Source organism: Streptomyces sp. MMBL 11-1 (assembly GCF_028622875.1).
GTDB lineage: Bacteria > Actinomycetota > Actinomycetes > Streptomycetales > Streptomycetaceae > Streptomyces.
This window is the reverse complement of sequence record NZ_CP117709.1, coordinates 4,586,635-4,603,153: the sequence shown is the minus strand read 5'-3', so window position 1 is coordinate 4,603,153 and position 16,519 is coordinate 4,586,635. Positions and strand designations below refer to the sequence as shown.

General features: G+C 73.0%; 13 protein-coding genes. 7 read left to right on the top strand and 6 right to left on the bottom strand.

The features are described from left to right. Positions 1–59 precede the first annotated feature (59 nt). The 6 genes from PSQ21_RS20275 to PSQ21_RS20250 form a co-directional block, all read right to left on the bottom strand. Complete coding sequence (locus PSQ21_RS20275; protein ID WP_274032041.1) at positions 60–1,658, bottom strand: acyl-CoA carboxylase subunit beta; 1,599 nt, start codon at positions 1,656–1,658, stop codon at positions 60–62. Then, positions 1,655–3,397, bottom strand: coding sequence for an acyclic terpene utilization AtuA family protein (locus tag PSQ21_RS20270; protein WP_274032040.1), 1,743 nt, complete (start codon positions 3,395–3,397; stop codon positions 1,655–1,657). The genes PSQ21_RS20275 and PSQ21_RS20270 overlap by 4 nt, the downstream gene beginning before the upstream one ends. Next, on the bottom strand, positions 3,394–4,209 hold the full coding sequence (locus tag PSQ21_RS20265) for a TIGR03084 family metal-binding protein (protein WP_274032039.1): 816 nt from the start codon (positions 4,207–4,209) through the stop codon (positions 3,394–3,396). Before PSQ21_RS20265 ends, PSQ21_RS20270 begins: the two co-directional genes overlap by 4 nt. Positions 4,210–4,367: 158 nt before the next feature. Beyond that, positions 4,368–5,123: a class I SAM-dependent DNA methyltransferase gene (locus PSQ21_RS20260; protein ID WP_274032038.1), complete on the bottom strand. Its 756-nt coding sequence runs from the start codon at positions 5,121–5,123 to the stop codon at positions 4,368–4,370. Between the two features lie 249 nt (positions 5,124–5,372). After that, on the bottom strand, positions 5,373–6,365 hold the full coding sequence (locus PSQ21_RS20255; protein WP_274032037.1) for an EamA family transporter: 993 nt from the start codon (positions 6,363–6,365) through the stop codon (positions 5,373–5,375). Positions 6,366–6,529: 164 nt separating this feature from the next. Beyond that, positions 6,530–9,466, bottom strand: coding sequence for an FAD-binding and (Fe-S)-binding domain-containing protein (locus PSQ21_RS20250; protein ID WP_443334399.1), 2,937 nt, complete (start codon positions 9,464–9,466; stop codon positions 6,530–6,532). Between the two features lie 291 nt (positions 9,467–9,757). Here PSQ21_RS20250 and PSQ21_RS20245 point away from each other — a divergent pair, with 291 nt between their 5' ends. From PSQ21_RS20245 to serC, 7 genes are all read left to right on the top strand, one after another. Beyond that, the gene (locus tag PSQ21_RS20245; protein WP_274032036.1) at positions 9,758–11,326 is read left to right on the top strand and encodes a sensor histidine kinase; all 1,569 of its coding nucleotides are present in this window, start codon (positions 9,758–9,760) and stop codon (positions 11,324–11,326) included. Further along, positions 11,323–11,742: a roadblock/LC7 domain-containing protein gene (locus tag PSQ21_RS20240; protein WP_006126641.1), complete on the top strand. Its 420-nt coding sequence runs from the start codon at positions 11,323–11,325 to the stop codon at positions 11,740–11,742. Before PSQ21_RS20245 ends, PSQ21_RS20240 begins: the two co-directional genes overlap by 4 nt. Further along, a complete protein-coding gene (locus PSQ21_RS20235) occupies positions 11,739–12,110 on the top strand; it encodes a DUF742 domain-containing protein (RefSeq protein ID WP_073740608.1) in 372 nt (123 codons plus the stop codon). The genes PSQ21_RS20240 and PSQ21_RS20235 overlap by 4 nt, the downstream gene beginning before the upstream one ends. Continuing rightward, positions 12,091–12,762, top strand: a complete 672-nt coding sequence (locus tag PSQ21_RS20230; RefSeq protein ID WP_274032035.1) for a GTP-binding protein — start codon at positions 12,091–12,093, stop codon at positions 12,760–12,762. The genes PSQ21_RS20235 and PSQ21_RS20230 overlap by 20 nt, the downstream gene beginning before the upstream one ends. Beyond that, positions 12,759–14,021 carry a cytochrome P450 gene (locus tag PSQ21_RS20225; RefSeq protein WP_274032034.1) on the top strand — a complete coding sequence of 421 codons (1,263 nt, stop codon included), beginning with the start codon at positions 12,759–12,761 and terminating at the stop codon, positions 14,019–14,021. Before PSQ21_RS20230 ends, PSQ21_RS20225 begins: the two co-directional genes overlap by 4 nt. After that, a complete protein-coding gene (locus PSQ21_RS20220; RefSeq protein WP_274032033.1) occupies positions 14,018–15,247 on the top strand; it encodes a cytochrome P450 family protein in 1,230 nt (409 codons plus the stop codon). Before PSQ21_RS20225 ends, PSQ21_RS20220 begins: the two co-directional genes overlap by 4 nt. A 96-nt stretch (positions 15,248–15,343) precedes the next feature. Continuing rightward, positions 15,344–16,462 carry a phosphoserine transaminase gene (gene serC / locus PSQ21_RS20215; RefSeq protein WP_274032032.1) on the top strand — a complete coding sequence of 373 codons (1,119 nt, stop codon included), beginning with the start codon at positions 15,344–15,346 and terminating at the stop codon, positions 16,460–16,462. Positions 16,463–16,519 lie beyond the last annotated feature (57 nt).

Below are 16,519 nucleotides of genomic sequence, written 5' to 3'. Positions count from 1 at the left end.
CCTCGTGGACGGCGCGTGCGGGTCACCATCGGAAGGCTCCTGGTGAGTCTCATGAGCGATCACATCCGGAAGACGCCGAAGCCGCCGCGGGCGCCCTCGACCGGTGCGGTGTGGATCGCGGACAGGCACATGCCGAGGACGGTGCGGGTGTCGCGCGGGTCGATGACCCCGTCGTCGTACAGCCGCCCGGACAGGAACACCGGCAGCGACTCCGCCTCGATCTGCTGCTCCACCATCGCCCGCAGCCCGGCGTCGGCCTCGTCGTCGTAGGGCTGCCCCTTGGCGGCGGCGGAGGCGCGGGCGACGATGGACAGGACCCCGGCGAGCTGCTGCGGGCCCATGACGGCGGACTTGCTGCTGGGCCAGGCGAAGAGGAAGCGCGGATCGTAGGCCCGGCCGCACATGCCGTAGTGGCCGGCCCCGTAGGACGCCCCCATCAGGACCGACAGGTGCGGCACCTTCGAGTTGGCGACCGCGTTGATCATCATCGCGCCGTGCTTGATGATGCCGCCCTGCTCGTACTCCTTGCCGACCATGTAGCCGGTGGTGTTGTGGAGGAAGAGCAGCGGGATGTCGCGCTGGTTCGCCAACTGGATGAACTGGGCCGCCTTCTGGGACTCCTCACTGAACAGCACGCCCTGCGCGTTGGCGAGGATCCCGACCGGATAGCCGTGCAGCCGCGCCCAGCCGGTGACCAGGCTCGTCCCGTACAGCGGCTTGAACGCGTCGAAGTCCGAGCCGTCGACCAGCCGGGCGATGACCTCACGCGGGTCGAAGGGCGCCTTCAGGTCGCCCGGCACGATGCCGAGCAGCTCGTCCTCGTCGTACTTCGGCGGCTCGGCGGGGCCCGGATCGGGGTGCGCCTTGCGCCAGTTGAGGCGGGCGACGATGCGGCGGGCCTGGCGGATCGCGTCGTGCTCGTCGAGGGCGAAGTGGTCGGCGAGCCCGGAGGTGCGGGCGTGCATTTCGGCGCCGCCGAGGGACTCGTCGTCGCTCTCCTCGCCGGTCGCCATCTTCACCAGGGGCGGTCCGCCGAGGAAGACCTTGGACCGGTCCTTGATCATCACGGTGTGGTCGGACATGCCGGGGACGTAGGCGCCGCCGGCCGTGGAGTTGCCGAACACGACGGCGACGGTGGGAATCCGGGCGGCGGAGAGCCGGGTGAGGTCGCGGAAGAGGGCCCCGCCCGGGATGAAGATCTCCTTCTGGGAGGGCAGATCGGCCCCGCCCGACTCCACCAGGCTGACGCAGGGCAGCCGGTTGGCGAAGGCGATCTCGTTGGCGCGCAGGGCCTTCTTCAGCGTCCACGGGTTCGAGGCCCCGCCGCGCACGGTCGGGTCGTTGGCGGTGATGAGGCACTCGACGCCCTCGACCACCCCGATCCCGGTGACGAGCGAGGCCCCGACGGCGTAGTCGCTGCCCCAGGCGGCCAGCGGCGACAGCTCCAGGAACGGGGTGTCGGGGTCGACGAGCAGCTCGATCCGCTCGCGGGCCGGGAGCTTGCCGCGCTTCCGGTGCCGGGTGACGTACTTCTCGCCGCCGCCCGCGAGCGCTTTGGCGTGCTCGGTCTCCAGCTCGGCGAGTTTCGCCACCATGGCGGCCCGATGCGCGGCGTACTCGGGGCCGTTGGTGTCGAGCGCGGTGGGCAGGACGGTCATGCGGTCACCTCCGGGAGGGGGACGCCTTCCAGCAGCGGTACGGGGACGGGGAGCGACCGGGACCGCAGCCACTCCCCCAGCGCCTTGGCCTGGGGATCGAACCGTGCCTGGGCGGCGACGCCCTCGCCGAGGAGGCCGTGGACGGTGAAGTTCAGGGCGCGGAGGTTGGGCAGGACATGGCGCACCACGGTCAACGTGGCGGTCTCCGGCAGGAGTTCTTTCAGCCGCTCGACGGTCAGTTCGTGCGCCAGCCACCGCCAGGCGTCGTCGTCACGCACCCAGACGCCCACGTTGGCGTCGCCGCCCTTGTCGCCGCTGCGGGCGCCCGCGATCAGACCGAGAGGCGCGCGCCGGGTGGGGAGGCCGGCGGGATACGGCTCGGGCAGCGGAGGCTCGTCGAGCCCGGTCAACTCCTGCGTGCGGGAGGGGGGTTCCTGCACCTCTCTGCGGCCGTCCGGCAGTACGGCGGTGTGCTCGACGTCCGTCGCCGGTACGGTCCTGGCCTCGAACACCCCGTAGGGCGCGCCCTTTCCGGGCGGGGCGGTGACGTGGAAGCCCGGGTAGCTGCCGAGCGCCAGCTCCACGGCGGCCCCGGAGACGGCCCGGCCCACCGCGTCGGCGTCCTCGTCGCGGACGACGAGCCGCAGCAGGGCGCTGGCCCGCTCCTCGGTGGCGGCGTCGGCGTGGTCGGTCCGGGCCAGCTCCCAGCGCACCTCGGCCGGCGGGCGTACGCCGGACCGCTCTAGGGCGTCGGCGAACTGGCCCTTCACCAGGGCCGCCTTGGCCTCGATGTCCAGGCCGGTGAGGACCAGGACGACCTCGTTGCGCCAGCCGCCGAGCCGGGTGAGCCCGGCCTTGAGGGTGGGCGGCGGGGCCTCGCCCCGTACGCCGTCGATACGGACCCGGTCCGGGCCGTCCGGGGTCAGCTTCACGGTGTCCAGGCGGGCGGTGACGTCGGGGCCCGCGTACCGGGCCGCGCCGGTCTCGTACAGGAGCTGGGCGGTGACGGTGCCGGTGTCGACGAACCCGCCCGTGCCGTCATGCTTGGTGATGACCGAGGAGCCGTCGGCGTGGATCTCGGCGAGCGGGAAGCCGGGGCGGCGGAGGAGACGGGTGTCCCGCTCGCGGAAGAACGCGTAGTTCCCGCCGGTCGCCTGCGTGCCGCACTCCAGGACGTGCCCGGCGACGACGGCCCCCGCGAGCGCGTCCAGGTCGTCCGGGCCCCAGCCGAAGTGGGCGGCGGCGGGCCCGGTGACCAGGGCCGCGTCGGTGACCCGGCCGGTGACGACGACATCGGCCCCGGCCCGCAGACAGGCGGCGATCCCGGAGCCGCCGAGGTAGGCGTTGGCCGTGAGGAACCCGTCCGGGACGGGCAGGCCGTCCCCCTCGACGTGCGCGACGGCGACGGGCACGCCGGTCTTCTCCGCCAACTGCCGTACTGCGGCGGCGAGTCCGGCCGGGTTGAGCCCGCCCGCGTTGGCCACGATCTTCACCCCGCGCTCGTGGGCAAGGCCGAGCCCTTCCTCCAACTGGCGCAGAAAGGTGGTGGCATAGCCCTTGTCCGGGTCCTTCAGGCGGCTCCGGCCGAGGATGAGCATGGTCAGCTCGGCGAGGTAGTCCCCGGTGACGACGTCGAGGGGGCCGCCGGTGAGCATCTCGCGCAGCGCGTCGAAGCGGTCGCCGTAGAAGCCGGAGGCGTTGCCGATCCGGAGGGGCGCGGGGCCGGGGGCGGCGTTCACCGGTGACCGTCCCGGCCGGCACGCTCCGCGCGGGGCGGGCGGCCCGGCCCGGGAGGCCCCGCGAAGGCCTGGGCGATACCGAGCCACTGGTCGGCGTCGCGTCCCTCGGCGGTGACCGCGAGGTCGGACCGGTGGGCGCGCTGGGTGACCAGGAGGCAGAAGTCGAGGAGCGGCCCCGTGATCCGCTGGGCGGCCCCCTCCGGCCCGTACGCGATCATCTCGCCCTCCGGGGTGTGGAGTTCGACGCGGAACTCCTCCTCGGGCGCGGTGATCCCGCGCACCCCGTAGGCGTAGTTCCGGGCCCGGACGCCGATCCGCGCCACATGCCGGAGCCGGGCGGTGGGGCCCCGGGTGACCCCGATGGCGTCGGCGATGTCCTGGCCGTGCGCCCAGGTCTCCATGAGCCGGGCGGTCGCCATGGACGCGATGCCCATCGGCGGCCCGTACCAGGGGATCCGGGTGCCCGCCGGGGCGTTCCGCAGGGTCGCGTCGAGCCGCTGCCGCCCTTCCCGCCACCGGGCGAGCAGGGCGTCCGGGTCATGGGCGGCGACCAGGGCGTCGGCCGCCTCGTCGACGAAGGTCTCGGGCGCGGCCAGGGCCTTGACCACCTCGTCGCCGAACCGGTCCGGCTCGGTGGCCGCCAGCAGCGCGACCTCGTCGGTCCAGCTGAGGTGGGCGATCTGGTGGGCCACGGTCCACCGGGCGGCGGGCGTCGGGCCGCGCCAGGCCCGGGAGTCCAACGTCCCTACCAGAGCGTCGAGTTCATCGCTCTCTTCGCGCAGATCGTCGATCACGGCTACGACAGCGGACACGTGCGCTCCCCTCGGGACCGGGTGTGGTGCCCAGGAGCATGGCAGCGGACCAGAAAACAAGCAAGCATGCTTGCATGATTTTCTGGCCGCCGAACGGCCCACCGCGGGCCGCGATGACGGTCACGGGGCTCTCAGCCGGGAGCGTGGGCAGCGAGGGCTCAGCCCTGTGCGCGGGTGAAGACGAATCGGCCCTCGAATTCGATCACGGGTCCGGGGTGGCGGGCGTCGATCTCGCGCAGGCCCTCCGACAGCTCGCCGTCGTCGAAGGTGCAGAGAAGCGACATGAAGCGGTTGGCCACCCATGCCATCCACTGCTCCTTGGCGATCGACAAGGGGTACCTCTCGCACGTCACCTCGACCTCCAGACCGCAGCCGGCGAGCACACTCCTCATGTCCTCGGGGTCGATATAGGCCTGCTCGTGCTGCTCCACCGCCTTGTCGAACAGCGGATAGTCGATGTGCAGCGGCCAGGTCACGAGGACCAGCCTTCCTCCCGGAGCGAGCAGGCCCGCCAGCGTGCGCAGTGCCGTCGGCACATCGCGAGCGTGATGGATGACGTCCTTGGCCAGCACCCCGTCGAGCCGCCCCGAGTGGGGGAGCTGAACGGACCCGGTGGCCAGGTCCTCGATGGACGCGCGCACCGGCACGAAGGAAGGCGTGGCCGGCAGCCTCGCCAGCATCTTGGCGGAAGGATCGACGCACAGGACGGTGCGCGCGTGCTCAGCCATGGACCGCGCGTACAGGCCGCTGCCGCACCCGATGTCCGCGGCCCGGTCCTGGGGCCGGAGACCGAGCCTGGTGCCGATGCACCGGTTCATCCATGAGACAAACGCCGGGCTGTGTGCCCAGCTCTCCTCGAAGTCGTCGGCGAGGCGCTCGTAGTGGGCGGCAAGGTCATCGGGCTGCAGGGGCATGTCGCCGTGTCCTCACGTTGTCGCTGCGGGTCGGAGCGGGATACACGATGGCATGGACGCCTTGGTGCCATGAGCCAGCCTCGCCCGCGATCCGTTCCCGCGCACAGCGGCATCCGCCATTGGAGCCGGTTCGACGGCAGGGCGACCCCGCACGACCGGGAAGTGCTCACGACCGGGAAGTGCTCATGTGTGACGTACGGCAGCGCCCGCTCACCCACCCACGCCCGGAAGCGGACGGACGGGAAGGGCTCACCCCACGTGGCGCGGGCCCCTCCGGCTGCGTACCGCGCCGACGCTGGCCCCGATGACCAGGGCGATGGCGAGGGCGTCCGTGGTGGAGAGGGCCTGGTCCAGGATGAGGAAGCCCGCGCCGGCCGCGATGGCCGGCTCCAGGCTCATCATCACGGCGAACGTGGACGCGGGCAGCCGGCGCAGCGCCATCAGCTCCAGGGTGTACGGGAGCACCGAGCTGAGGAGGGCCACCGCCGCGCCGAGCGCCACGGTGGACGGGACCGTGAGTTTCGCACCGGACTCGATGATGCCCAGGGGCAGCGAGAGGACCGCCGCGACCCCCATCGCCAGCGCCAGCCCGTCCGCCTGCGGGAAGCGGCGGCCGGTCCGGGCGCTGAACACGATGTACGCCGCCCACATCGCCCCGGCCCCCAGGGCGTACGCGGCGCCGACCGGGTCGAGGCGGTCGAAGCCGCCGCCGCCCAGCAGGACGACACCGGCGAGGGCGAGGCCCGCCCACAGGAGGTTGATCAGGCGGCGGGAGGCGAACACCGAGAGGGCGAGCGGGCCGAGCACCTCCAGGGTGACGGCGATGCCGAGCGGAATCCGGTCCAGCGCCTGGTAGAAGAGCGTGTTCATGCCGCCCATCGCGACGCCGAAGGCGAGCACCGTGCCCCAGTCGGCACGCGAGTGGCCGCGCAGCTTCGGCCGGCAGATCACCAGCAGGATCAGCGCGGCGGCCGCCAGCCGCAGGGTGACGACGCCCAGCGCACCGGCCTTCGGCATCAGGAGCGCCGCGACGGCCGAGCCGAACTGGACGGACAGGCCGCCGGCGACCACCAGCACGATCGGCGTCAGCGCCGCCCGGCGGTCGGCCCCCGCCCGCGCGGCGGGCGCGCCGGTGCCCCCCTGGACGTCCGCACCGGCCCCGGCGCCCTCGAGTGCCGTCACCGCTTCGGGTACGGCGACGGCTGCGACGGCCGGTTCGGCGGCGCTGCGCTGGTCGTTCACGGGAGGGCCTTCCGGAGGAACAGGTACAAGACAGATCAGTACACTGTAATGGACTGGGCAGTGCGGGAAGCCGCACTGCCTCGGGGAACGCCGACGACTGACTCAGGGCGATCGCCTGCGGTCCCGGCAGTGGGGTGCAGGCCGTCCCGGCCGCGCGCCGGGCCCTACGCGTCGCCCCCCGGCCCCTCGGCGGCGGCCGTCGCACCGGCCTCCTCGATGGCCTCCGCGACGACCTCCGCGAGGTGCCGGGCCCGCCGCCCGGCCAGCTGGTCGAGCTGCGTACGGCAGGAGAAGCCGTCCGCGAGGAGTTCCGTCCCGGGTTCGGCCTCCCGTACGGCGGGGAGCAGCCGCTCCTCCGCGCAGGCGACGGACACCTCCCAGTGGCCCTTCTCGAAGCCGAAGTTCCCGGCGAGCCCGCAGCAGCCGCCGCTGAGTTCGCCGGTGAGGCCCATCCGTTCCCGCAGCCGGCGTTCCGCCGCGTCGCCGAGGACCGCGTGCTGGTGGCAGTGCGTCTGGCCGACGGCCGGGCGGTCCCGGCGGGACGGGGTCCAGTCGGGGGCGTACTCCTCCAGGTACTGGGCGAACGTCCGCACGGAAGCGGCCAGTTCGGCGGCGCGCGGGTCGTCCGGGAGGAGTTCGGGCAGGTCGGTGCGGAGGGTCGCGGCGCAGCTCGGTTCCAGGACCACGAGCGGCAGGCCCGACGGGAGGCGGAGCCGGTCCAGGGTGCGGCGCATCACGCGGCGGGCCGCGTCGAGCTGGCCCGTCGATACGTACGTGAGGCCGCAGCACGCCCCGCGCGGGTGCGGCAGCACCGTACGCCCCGTCGCCTCCTCCAGGACCCGGACCGCCGCCCGGCCCACCCGCGGCGACAGGTGCTCGGTGAAGGTGTCCGCCCAGAGCGCCACCACCCGGTCCGGGTCCGGGATCCGTGTCCCCTTCCCCTGGCGGCGGAGCAGCCACCGGCTGTACGTCTCCGTCGCGAGGACCGGGATCGTGCGCTCGGGCGCGATCCCGGCCAGCCGTCTGGCGAGCGCGGCAAGGGGGCGCAGCCGGGCCATGGCGTTCAGCGGCCGGGCGAAGGGGGCGGCCAGGCGCAGCCACCGGGGGAGGCGGCCCATCGCGTAGTGGGCGGCGGGCCGGAGCCTGCCCCGGTAGTGGTGGTGCAGGAACTCCGCCTTGTACGTCGCCATGTCGACGCCCACCGGGCAGTCGCTGCGGCAGCCCTTGCAGGAGAGGCACAGGTCGAGCGCGTCCCGGACCTCCTCGCTGCGCCAGCCGTCCGTGATGACCTCGCCCGCGAGCATCTCGTGCAGCAGCCGGGCCCGGCCCCGGGTGGAGTGGGCCTCCTCGCCGGTCGCCCGGAAGGACGGGCACATGACGCCCGCGCCGCTCGTCTCCGTCGTACGGCACTTGGCGACGCCGACGCAGCGGCGGACCGCGCCCGTGAAGTCCCCGCCGTCCTGCGGATAGCCGAACTCCACGTCCACCGGGCGTTTCGGGAGGACGGCGAAGCGGAGGTTCTCGTCGAGGCGGTCCGGGCGGACCAGCATCCCCGGGTTCAGGCCGCCGTCCGGGTCCCACAGGTCCTTGTACCGGCCGAAGAGGGCGACGAGCCCGTCCCCGTACATCCGGGGCAGCAGTTCCGCGCGCGCCTGGCCGTCGCCGTGCTCGCCGCTGAGGGAGCCGCCGTGCGCGATGACGAGGTCGGCCGTCTCCTCGGAGAACCGGCGGAAGCGGGCCACCCCGTCCGCGCCGGTCAGGTCGAAGTCGATACGGACGTGGACGCAGCCCTCGCCGAAGTGGCCGTACGGGGCACCGCGCAGGCCGTGTGCGGCGAGGAGGGCCCGGAAGTCGCGGAGGTACGCGCCGAGCCGGGCGGGCGGCACCGCGCAGTCCTCCCACCCCGGCCAGGCCTCGGCTCCGTCGGGCATCCTGGTCGCGGTTCCGGCGGCGTCCTCGCGGATCCGCCACAGGGCCCGCTGCCCGGCCGGGTCCGTGACGACCGTCCCGTCGACCGCGTCGGCCCCCCGCAGGACGCGTTCGGCGTGCGCTCTCGCCTCGGCCGGGGTGTCGCCGCCGGTCTCGACGAACAGCCAGGCGGCCCCGCGCGGCAGCCCGGCGGACTCGGTGACGAGGTCGGCGGCCATGCCCTCGACGGTGAGCGGGCGGTACGGGAGGAGGCCCGGGGCGGCGTCGGCGGCGGCGGACTCGTCGGCGTAACCGAGGACGGCCAGGGCGCGGGCGCGCGGGGCCTCGACCAGGCGCACGGTGGCCTCGGTGACGACGCCGAGGGTGCCCTCGCTGCCGCAGAACGCCCGGACCGGGTCGGGGCCGCCGGGGTGTTCGGGGAGCAGGGCGTCGAGCGCGTACCCGGAGATGCGGCGCGGGAGGCCGGGGTAGCCGGTGCGCAGGAGGGCGAGGTGGGCGGCGACGAGCGCGCCGGTGCCCTCGGGCCCTTCGCCGCTCCCCTGTTCCAGGTGCAGGGCCTCGCCCCCGTAACGGACCACCGACAGCTTCCGCACGTTGTCGGCCGTGGTGCCCCAGGCGACCGAGTGCGCGCCGCAGGAGTTGTTGCCGATCATCCCGCCGAGGGTGCAGCGGCTGTGGGTGGAGGGGTCGGGGCCGAAGGTCAGGCCGTGGGGTGCGGCGGCGGCCCGCAGGTCGTCGAGGATCACGCCGGGCTGGACGACGGCGGTGCGGGCGGCGGGGTCCAGGTCGAGGACCGTGCGCAGATGACGGGTGAGGTCGAGGACGAGTCCGGTGCCGGTGGCCTGCCCGGCGATGGACGTGCCGCCGCCGCGCGGCACCACCGGCACCCCGTGCTCCCGGCAGACGGCCAGGGCGGCGGCGATGTCGTCGGCGTCGCGCGGGGCGAGCACACCGAGCGGGACGCGGCGGTAGTTGGAGGCGTCCATCGTCGTCAGCGCCCGTGCGGCGGCCCCGAAGTCGCTCGCGCCGCGTACGGCGGAGCGGAGGGCGGCGACGAAAGCCGGAGGGGCTGCCGGGGACGTCGCGAGCGAAGCCGTCGGGGCAGTCGTCGGGGAAGTCGTCGCGGAAGTCGCCGAAGGAGTGTCGGTATGCGGTCGATGCTGTTCGGCCATGGTCTCAGCATGCCGTCGGGGCAGGTGAACTCTTGGGATGCGGACGGACCAAAGCACGTAAGCAGTACAAAAAAGCCCACAAGATCTTCCCAAACAGACCGTCAAGTCTCCTATAGTGACCAAGACTTGCGCAGGAATTGGCAGCTCCAGTTGTGCATGATCGCCCATAACCGTGCCGAACTGTCCTGAATTCGACTAGTCGAATTCACCCGGTTCGCACCACTTGAATCACCTCGCACCGCCCCGTACCGCCTCATACCGTCCCGCACCGTCCGCCACCGAGGACTCCGATTGCGCCCCTCACACCGGCCCACCGCACTCGCCCTGCTGATCTCGGCAGCCGCCACCGGCACGCTGACCCTGTGGGGCGTCGCCGCCGCCCCCGACGCGGCACGGACCCCGCTGGCCTGGGGCGCGGGCGCGGCCGCCGTGCTGCTGAGCGCCTGCGTGGCCGTCACCGTCCACACCCTGGGGACCGCGCGGACCCTGCGCGCCCTGCGGGCCGCCGACGCCCAGCGGTTCACCGCCGAGACCTCGCGCCTGGTCTCCGCCTCCGCCGTCGAGGCCCAGCGCTTCACCGCGGAGACCGCCCGGATCAAGGGCGCCGCCGCCGCCGAGACCGCCCGGGTCGCCGCCGACGCCCGCGCCGAGAACGAGCGGATCGCCGCGGCCGCCGCCGCCGAGCAGGCCCGCCTGGCCGTCTCCGTCGACCGGCTGACCGCCCGCGCCACCCGCGCCGAGACCGAGCGCTCAGCGGCCGTCGCCGCCTGCGCCAACGCGGCGGGGCGGATGCAGGCCCTGGCCACCAGCATGCTGGCCGACCTCCGCGAGATGGAGCACCGGCACTCCGACGAGTCCGTGCTCGGGGACCTGCTCCACCTGGACCACCGCACCGCCCAGGCGGGCCGCCTCGCCGACTCCATCGCCGTGCTCACCGGGGCCCGCTCCGGCCGGCGCTGGGCGAAGCCGATCGTCATGGAGTCGATCCTGCGCGGCGCCATGGGCCGGATCGGCAGCTACCAGCGGGTCCGCCTGCACTCCACCAGCGATGTCGCCATCGCCGGTCACGCGGCCGAGGGCGTCATGCACGCGCTTGCCGAACTCCTCGACAACGCTGCCAATTTCTCGCCGCCCACCGCCGAGGTCCATGTGTACGTGGAGGAGGTCCCGGCGGGCATCGTCATCACCGTCGAGGACAGCGGGCTCGTCATGAGCGAGGTGCAGCTGCGCCGCGCGGAGAAGGCGGTCTCCGCCGATCACCAGGACCTCACCAACCTCTCCGGCACCCGCCTCGGCCTCGCCGTCGTCGGCCGGCTGGCCCGCAAGCACGGTCTGACCGTCTCCTTCCGGCCGTCCGCCCGGGGCGGCACCGGCGCGCTGATGATGCTCCCCCAGGACCTCATCTCCCGCTCGACCGCACCGACGCCGCCGGCCCCGGCCGCCGCCCCGGCCCCCCTCACCGCCCCCGCCGAGCCGGAGCCCTCGCACGCCTCGGCCGCCGGAACGGACACCACCGGCGCCGCCCCCGCGGCCCGGTCCCTCCCCGAGGACGACGCCTCCACGCCCCTGACCCCGGCGGCGGAGACGGAGTCCTCGGCGTCCCCGGGCTCTTCGGTGGATTCGGAGTCCGAGTCCGAGTCCACCGGCGCCGTGCCCGCGTTCGGCGAGAGCGGCCTGCCCAAGCGCCGCCGCGGCCGCACCCTGGCCGCCGCCGAAGCCCGTACCGGCAACGCCACCCCCGGCGGAGCCGACAGCCCCCGGGCCCGCACCACCGACCCGAAGGTCCAGGCAGCGCGCTTCAGCACCTTCAGCAAGGCGGTACGGGCCAACTCCACGCACCCGGAAGGCAACACCCGATGACCGCGACCACCGACGAGAAGCTCAACTGGCTGCTGGAGGGGCTGCTCGACCGCACCCCCGGTACCCGCCACGCCCTCGTCCTCTCCCGCGACGGCCTCAAGCTGTGCCGCACCCCCGAGCTCTCCGTCGACCAGGCCGACCAGCTGGCCGCGATCTCCGCCGGGATCCAGAGCCTCTCGCACGGCGCGTCCATCGAGTTCGGCGACGGCACCGGCGGCGTCCGGTCCGCGATGGCCGAGTTCTACGGCGGCGTGCTGTTCATCGTCGAGGCGGGGGCCGGGGCCCACCTGGCCGTCGTCGCCGACGAGGACTCCGATGTGGGTCTCGTCGGCCACAACATGAGCGAGCTCGTCGAGCAGCTCGGCGAACACCTCGTCGCGCCGCCCCGCGAACCCGCCGAGGTCCCGGCCGTATGACGACGGCACCCCGCCCCCGACCGGGCCGCGACGACGATCCGGACCGGCTGTACACCCTCACCGGGGGCCGCAGCCGCTCCGACTCCGCCGCCTTCGACCTGGTGACGCTCGTCGTCGCCGAGTGCGACCCGGCACCCGGGATGCAGTCCGAGCACGTCGCGATCCTGCGGATGTGCCAGGGCCCCACCGCCGTCGTCGAGATCGCCGCGACCCTGAACCTGCCCGTCAGCATCGTCCGCATCATGCTGTGCGACCTGCTCGACACCGGCCGGATCAGCGCCCGCCACCCCCGTACAGCCCGTGTCGCGGACCGGCTCCCCGACCCCGACATCCTGGAACAGGTGCTCGTTGGACTCCGCAACCTCTGACCGCGCCGCCCTGAGCGCGACGGCCGACAACGGACTCAAGATCGTTGTCGTCGGCGGCTTCGGGGTCGGCAAGACCACCATGGTCCGATCCGTGAGCGAGATCCGTCCGCTCAACACGGAGGAGACCATGACCCGCGCGGGCGAGGCCGTCGACGACCTCGACGGCATCCACGCCAAGACGTCCACCACCGTGGCGTTCGACTTCGGCCGCATCACGCTCGACGCCCGCTCCGTGCTGTACCTCTTCGGCGCGCCGGGCCAGGAGCGGTTCTGGTTCCTGTGGGACCGGTTGTTCTCCGGCACGCTCGGCGCGGTCGTCCTCGTCGACACCCGGCGGCTCGCCGACTCCTGGTACGCCATCGACCGCCTGGAGCACCACGGCACCCCGTTCATCGTGGCGTGCAACGACTTCGGCGGCCCGCTCCACAGCGAGCAGCAGATCCGCGAGGCCCTGGACCTCTCGGAGGACGTACCGCTGGTGGAGTGCGACGCCCGCGACCGCTCGTCCAGCAAGTACGTGCTCATCACGCTCGTCGAGCACCTCGCCGCGCTCTCCGCCGCCCGCCTCCGCGCCCCCGGAACGGCCGCCGAAGCGGTCGCCCCCGAGGCGGCCCTGGCGGCGGCCGGCCCGACCCCGGAGCCCGCCCCGTGACCCCTGTCTCCGGCTGCCCCGTCACCCACACCTCCGTCCCCCTGTCCGGGCCCCGCTTCCAGAGCGACCCCGTCCAGCTCTACCGGGACATGCGCCGCGACCACGGGGCGATCGCCCCCGTCGTCCTGGACGGCGACGTGCCGGCCTGGCTCGTCCTCGGCTACCGCGAACTGCACCAGGTCACCGGCGACCCGGCCCTCTTCAGCCGGGACTCCGACCTGTGGAACCAGTGGGACCGCATCCCCGACGACTGGCCGCTGCTGCCGATGATCGGGCGCAAGCAGCCCTCGATCCTCTACACGGTCGGCGAGCGCCACAGCGTCCGCGCCATGATGATCAGCAACGCGCTGGAAGGCGTCGACCCGTTCTCCCTGAAGCGGTACGCGGAGGAGTTCGCCGACGAGCTGATCGACCGGTTCTGCACCAAGGGCTCGGTCGACATCATCGCGGAGTACGCCAAGCTGCTCCCCGCCCTCGTGCTGGCCAGGATCTACGGCTTCTCCGACGAGGAGGCCCACCCGCTGGTCGGCGCGATCAACGACATGATCGACGGCCGGGAGCGGGCCCTCGCCGGACAGCAGCACCTCGGCACCTCGATGTTCCAGCTGCTGGTCGACAAGCACGCCGAGCCCGGCGACGACGTCGCCAGCCGGATGCTCGCCGACCCCGGCGGCTTCACCGACGAGGAGGTCGCCCAGGACCTCATGGTGATGATGGCGGCCGGTCACCAGCCGACCGCCGACTGGATGGGCAACTCGCTGCGCCTGATGCTCACCGACGACCGGTTCGCCGCCTCGCTCTCGGGCGGCCGGCACAGCGTCGCCGAGGCCATGAACGAGGTCCTCTGGGAGGACACCCCCACCCAGAACGTGGCCGGCCGCTGGGCCGCCCGCGACACCCACCTCGGCGGCCGGCACATCCGCGCCGGCGACCTGCTGCTCCTCGGCCTCGCCGCCGCCAACGGCGACCCGCAGGTGCGCACCGACGGCTCGGCGCTGACCGGTGGCAACAACGCCTTCCTCTCCTTCGGCCACGGCGAGCACCGCTGCCCGTTCCCGGCCCAGGAGACCGCCGAGGTCATCGCCCGTACCGGCATCGAGGTCCTGCTCGACCGGCTGCCGGACGTGGACCTCGCCGTCCCCGCCGAGCAGCTCACCCGCCGCCCGTCGCCGTGGCTGCGCGGGCTCACCGACCTGCCGGTCCTCTTCACACCCACCCCCGCCGTCGGAAGACCCGGAAGCTTCGGAGGCCCCGCATGACCCGCATCGCGCTCGACCCCTTCGTCAGAGACCTCGACGGCGAGAACGCCGCACTGCGGGCCGCGGGGCCGCTGGCCGAGGTGGAGCTGCCGGGCGGTGTACACGTGTACGCGGTCACCCGCCACGCGGAGGCCCGCGCGCTGCTCACCGACAGCCGCGTGGTCAAGGACATCAACGTCTGGAACGCCTGGCAGCGCGGCGAGATACCCATGGACTGGCCGCTGATCGGCCTGGCCAACCCGGGCCGCTCGATGCTGACGGTCGACGGGGCCGACCACCGCCGTCTCCGTACGCTGGTGGCTCAGGCGCTCACGGTGAAGCGGGTGGAGCGGCTGCGCGCCGGGATCGAGGCGCTGACGAACGCGAGCCTGGAGAGGCTGGCGGCCCTCCCGGCCGGACAGCCGGTCGACCTCAAGGCCGAGTTCGCCTATCCCCTCCCCATGAACGTGATCAGCGAACTGATGGGCGTGGACGCGGCGGACCACCCCCGGCTGAAGGAGCTGTTCGAGAAGTTCTTCTCGACGCAGACACCGCCGGAGGAGGTCCCGCAGATGATGGCGGACCTCGGCACCCTCTTCACCAAGATCGTCGACTCCAAGCGGGCGAACCCGGGCGACGACCTGACCAGCGCCCTGATCGCGGCCTCCGAGAACGGCGACCACCTCTCCGACGAGGAGATCGTCAACACGCTGCAGCTGATCATCGCCGCCGGGCACGAGACCACGATCAGCCTGATCGTCAACGCCGTCGAGGCGCTCCAGACCCACCCCGAGCAGCGCAAGAAGGTGCTGGACGGGGAGATCGCCTGGGACGGCGTGATCGAGGAGACACTGCGCTGGAACACCCCCACCTCGCACGTCCTGATCCGCTTCGCGACGGAGGACATCGAGGTCGGCGACAAGGTCCTGCCCAAGGGCGAGGGCCTGATCGTCTCGTTCGGCGCGCTGGGCCGGGACGAGGAGCAGTACGGGCCGACGGCCGGCGAGTTCGACGCCACCCGCACCCCGAACCGCCACATCGCCTTCGGCCACGGCCCGCACGTCTGCCCGGGTGCGGCACTCTCCCGCCTGGAGGCCGGCATCGCGCTCCCGGCCCTCTACGAGAAGTTCCCGGAACTGGAGCTGGCGGTCCCGGCGTCGGAGCTGCGCAACAAGCCGATCGTCACGCAGAACGACCTGCACGAGCTGCCGGTGGAACTGGGCTGCCCGTTCGGCCACACGTCCTGACCGCCCGTCGTGGATGACGTCCACGGGCCGGAGCACACGTCTCATCGGACGGACACGGTTACGAGGCCGTGCCACCGAGGGACTACGCTCCGTCCCGTGGCCGACATCCAGATTCCCGCTGACATCAAGCCCGCAGACGGACGCTTCGGCGCCGGTCCTTCCAAGGTGCGGACGGAGGCGCTCGACGCGCTGGCCGCCACCGGCACCTCTCTCCTCGGTACGTCCCACCGCCAGGCCCCGGTCAAGAACCTGGTCGGCGAGGTCCGGGACGGCGTGCGCAGCCTCTTCTCCCTCCCCGAGGGTTACGAGGTCGTCCTCGGCAACGGCGGCTCCACCGCCTTCTGGGACGTCGCGACGCACGGTCTGATCGAGTCGAAGTCACAGCACCTGAACTTCGGCGAGTTCTCGTCCAAGTTCGCCAAGGCCGCGAAGCTCGCGCCCTGGCTGTCCGACCCCACCGTCATCGCCTCCGACCCGGGCACCCACCCGGACCCGGAGGCCGAAGCCGGTGTCGACGTCTACGCCTTCACCCACAACGAGACCTCGACGGGGGTCGCGGCCCCGGTCAAGCGCGTCGCGGGTGCCGACGAGGGCGCCCTCGTCCTGGTGGACGCCACCTCCGGTGCGGGCGGCCTGCCGGTCGACATCACCGAGTCCGACGTCTACTACTTCGCCCCGCAGAAGTCCTTCGCCTCCGACGGCGGCCTGTGGATCGGTGTGTTCTCCCCGGCCGCCCTGGAGCGCGCCGCCCGGATCCACGCCTCGGGCCGGCACGTCCCGGAGTTCTTCTCGCTGCCGACGGCGATCGACAACTCCCTCAAGAACCAGACGTACAACACCCCGGCGCTGTCCACCCTCTTCCTGCTGAACGAGCAGCTGAAGTGGATGAACACCCAGGGCGGCCTGGACTTCACGACGGGCCGCACGGCGGCCTCGTCGGGCCACCTCTACAGCTGGGCCGACGCGTCCAAGTACGCCACCCCGTTCGTCACGGACCCGGCGAAGCGCTCGCAGGTCATCGGCACGATCGACTTCGCGGACGAGATCGACGCGGCGGCGGTCGCCAAGGTGCTGCGCGCCAACGGCATCGTGGACACCGAGCCGTACCGCAAGCTGGGCCGCAACCAGCTGCGCGTGGCGATGTTCCCGGCGATCGACCCGGCCGACGTGCAGGCCCTGACGGCGTGCGTCGACTACGTGATCGAGAAGCTGTAGCACCTCGGTCCCCGGCTGTACGGCTCCACGGCTGTACGGCTCCACGGCCGTACGGCT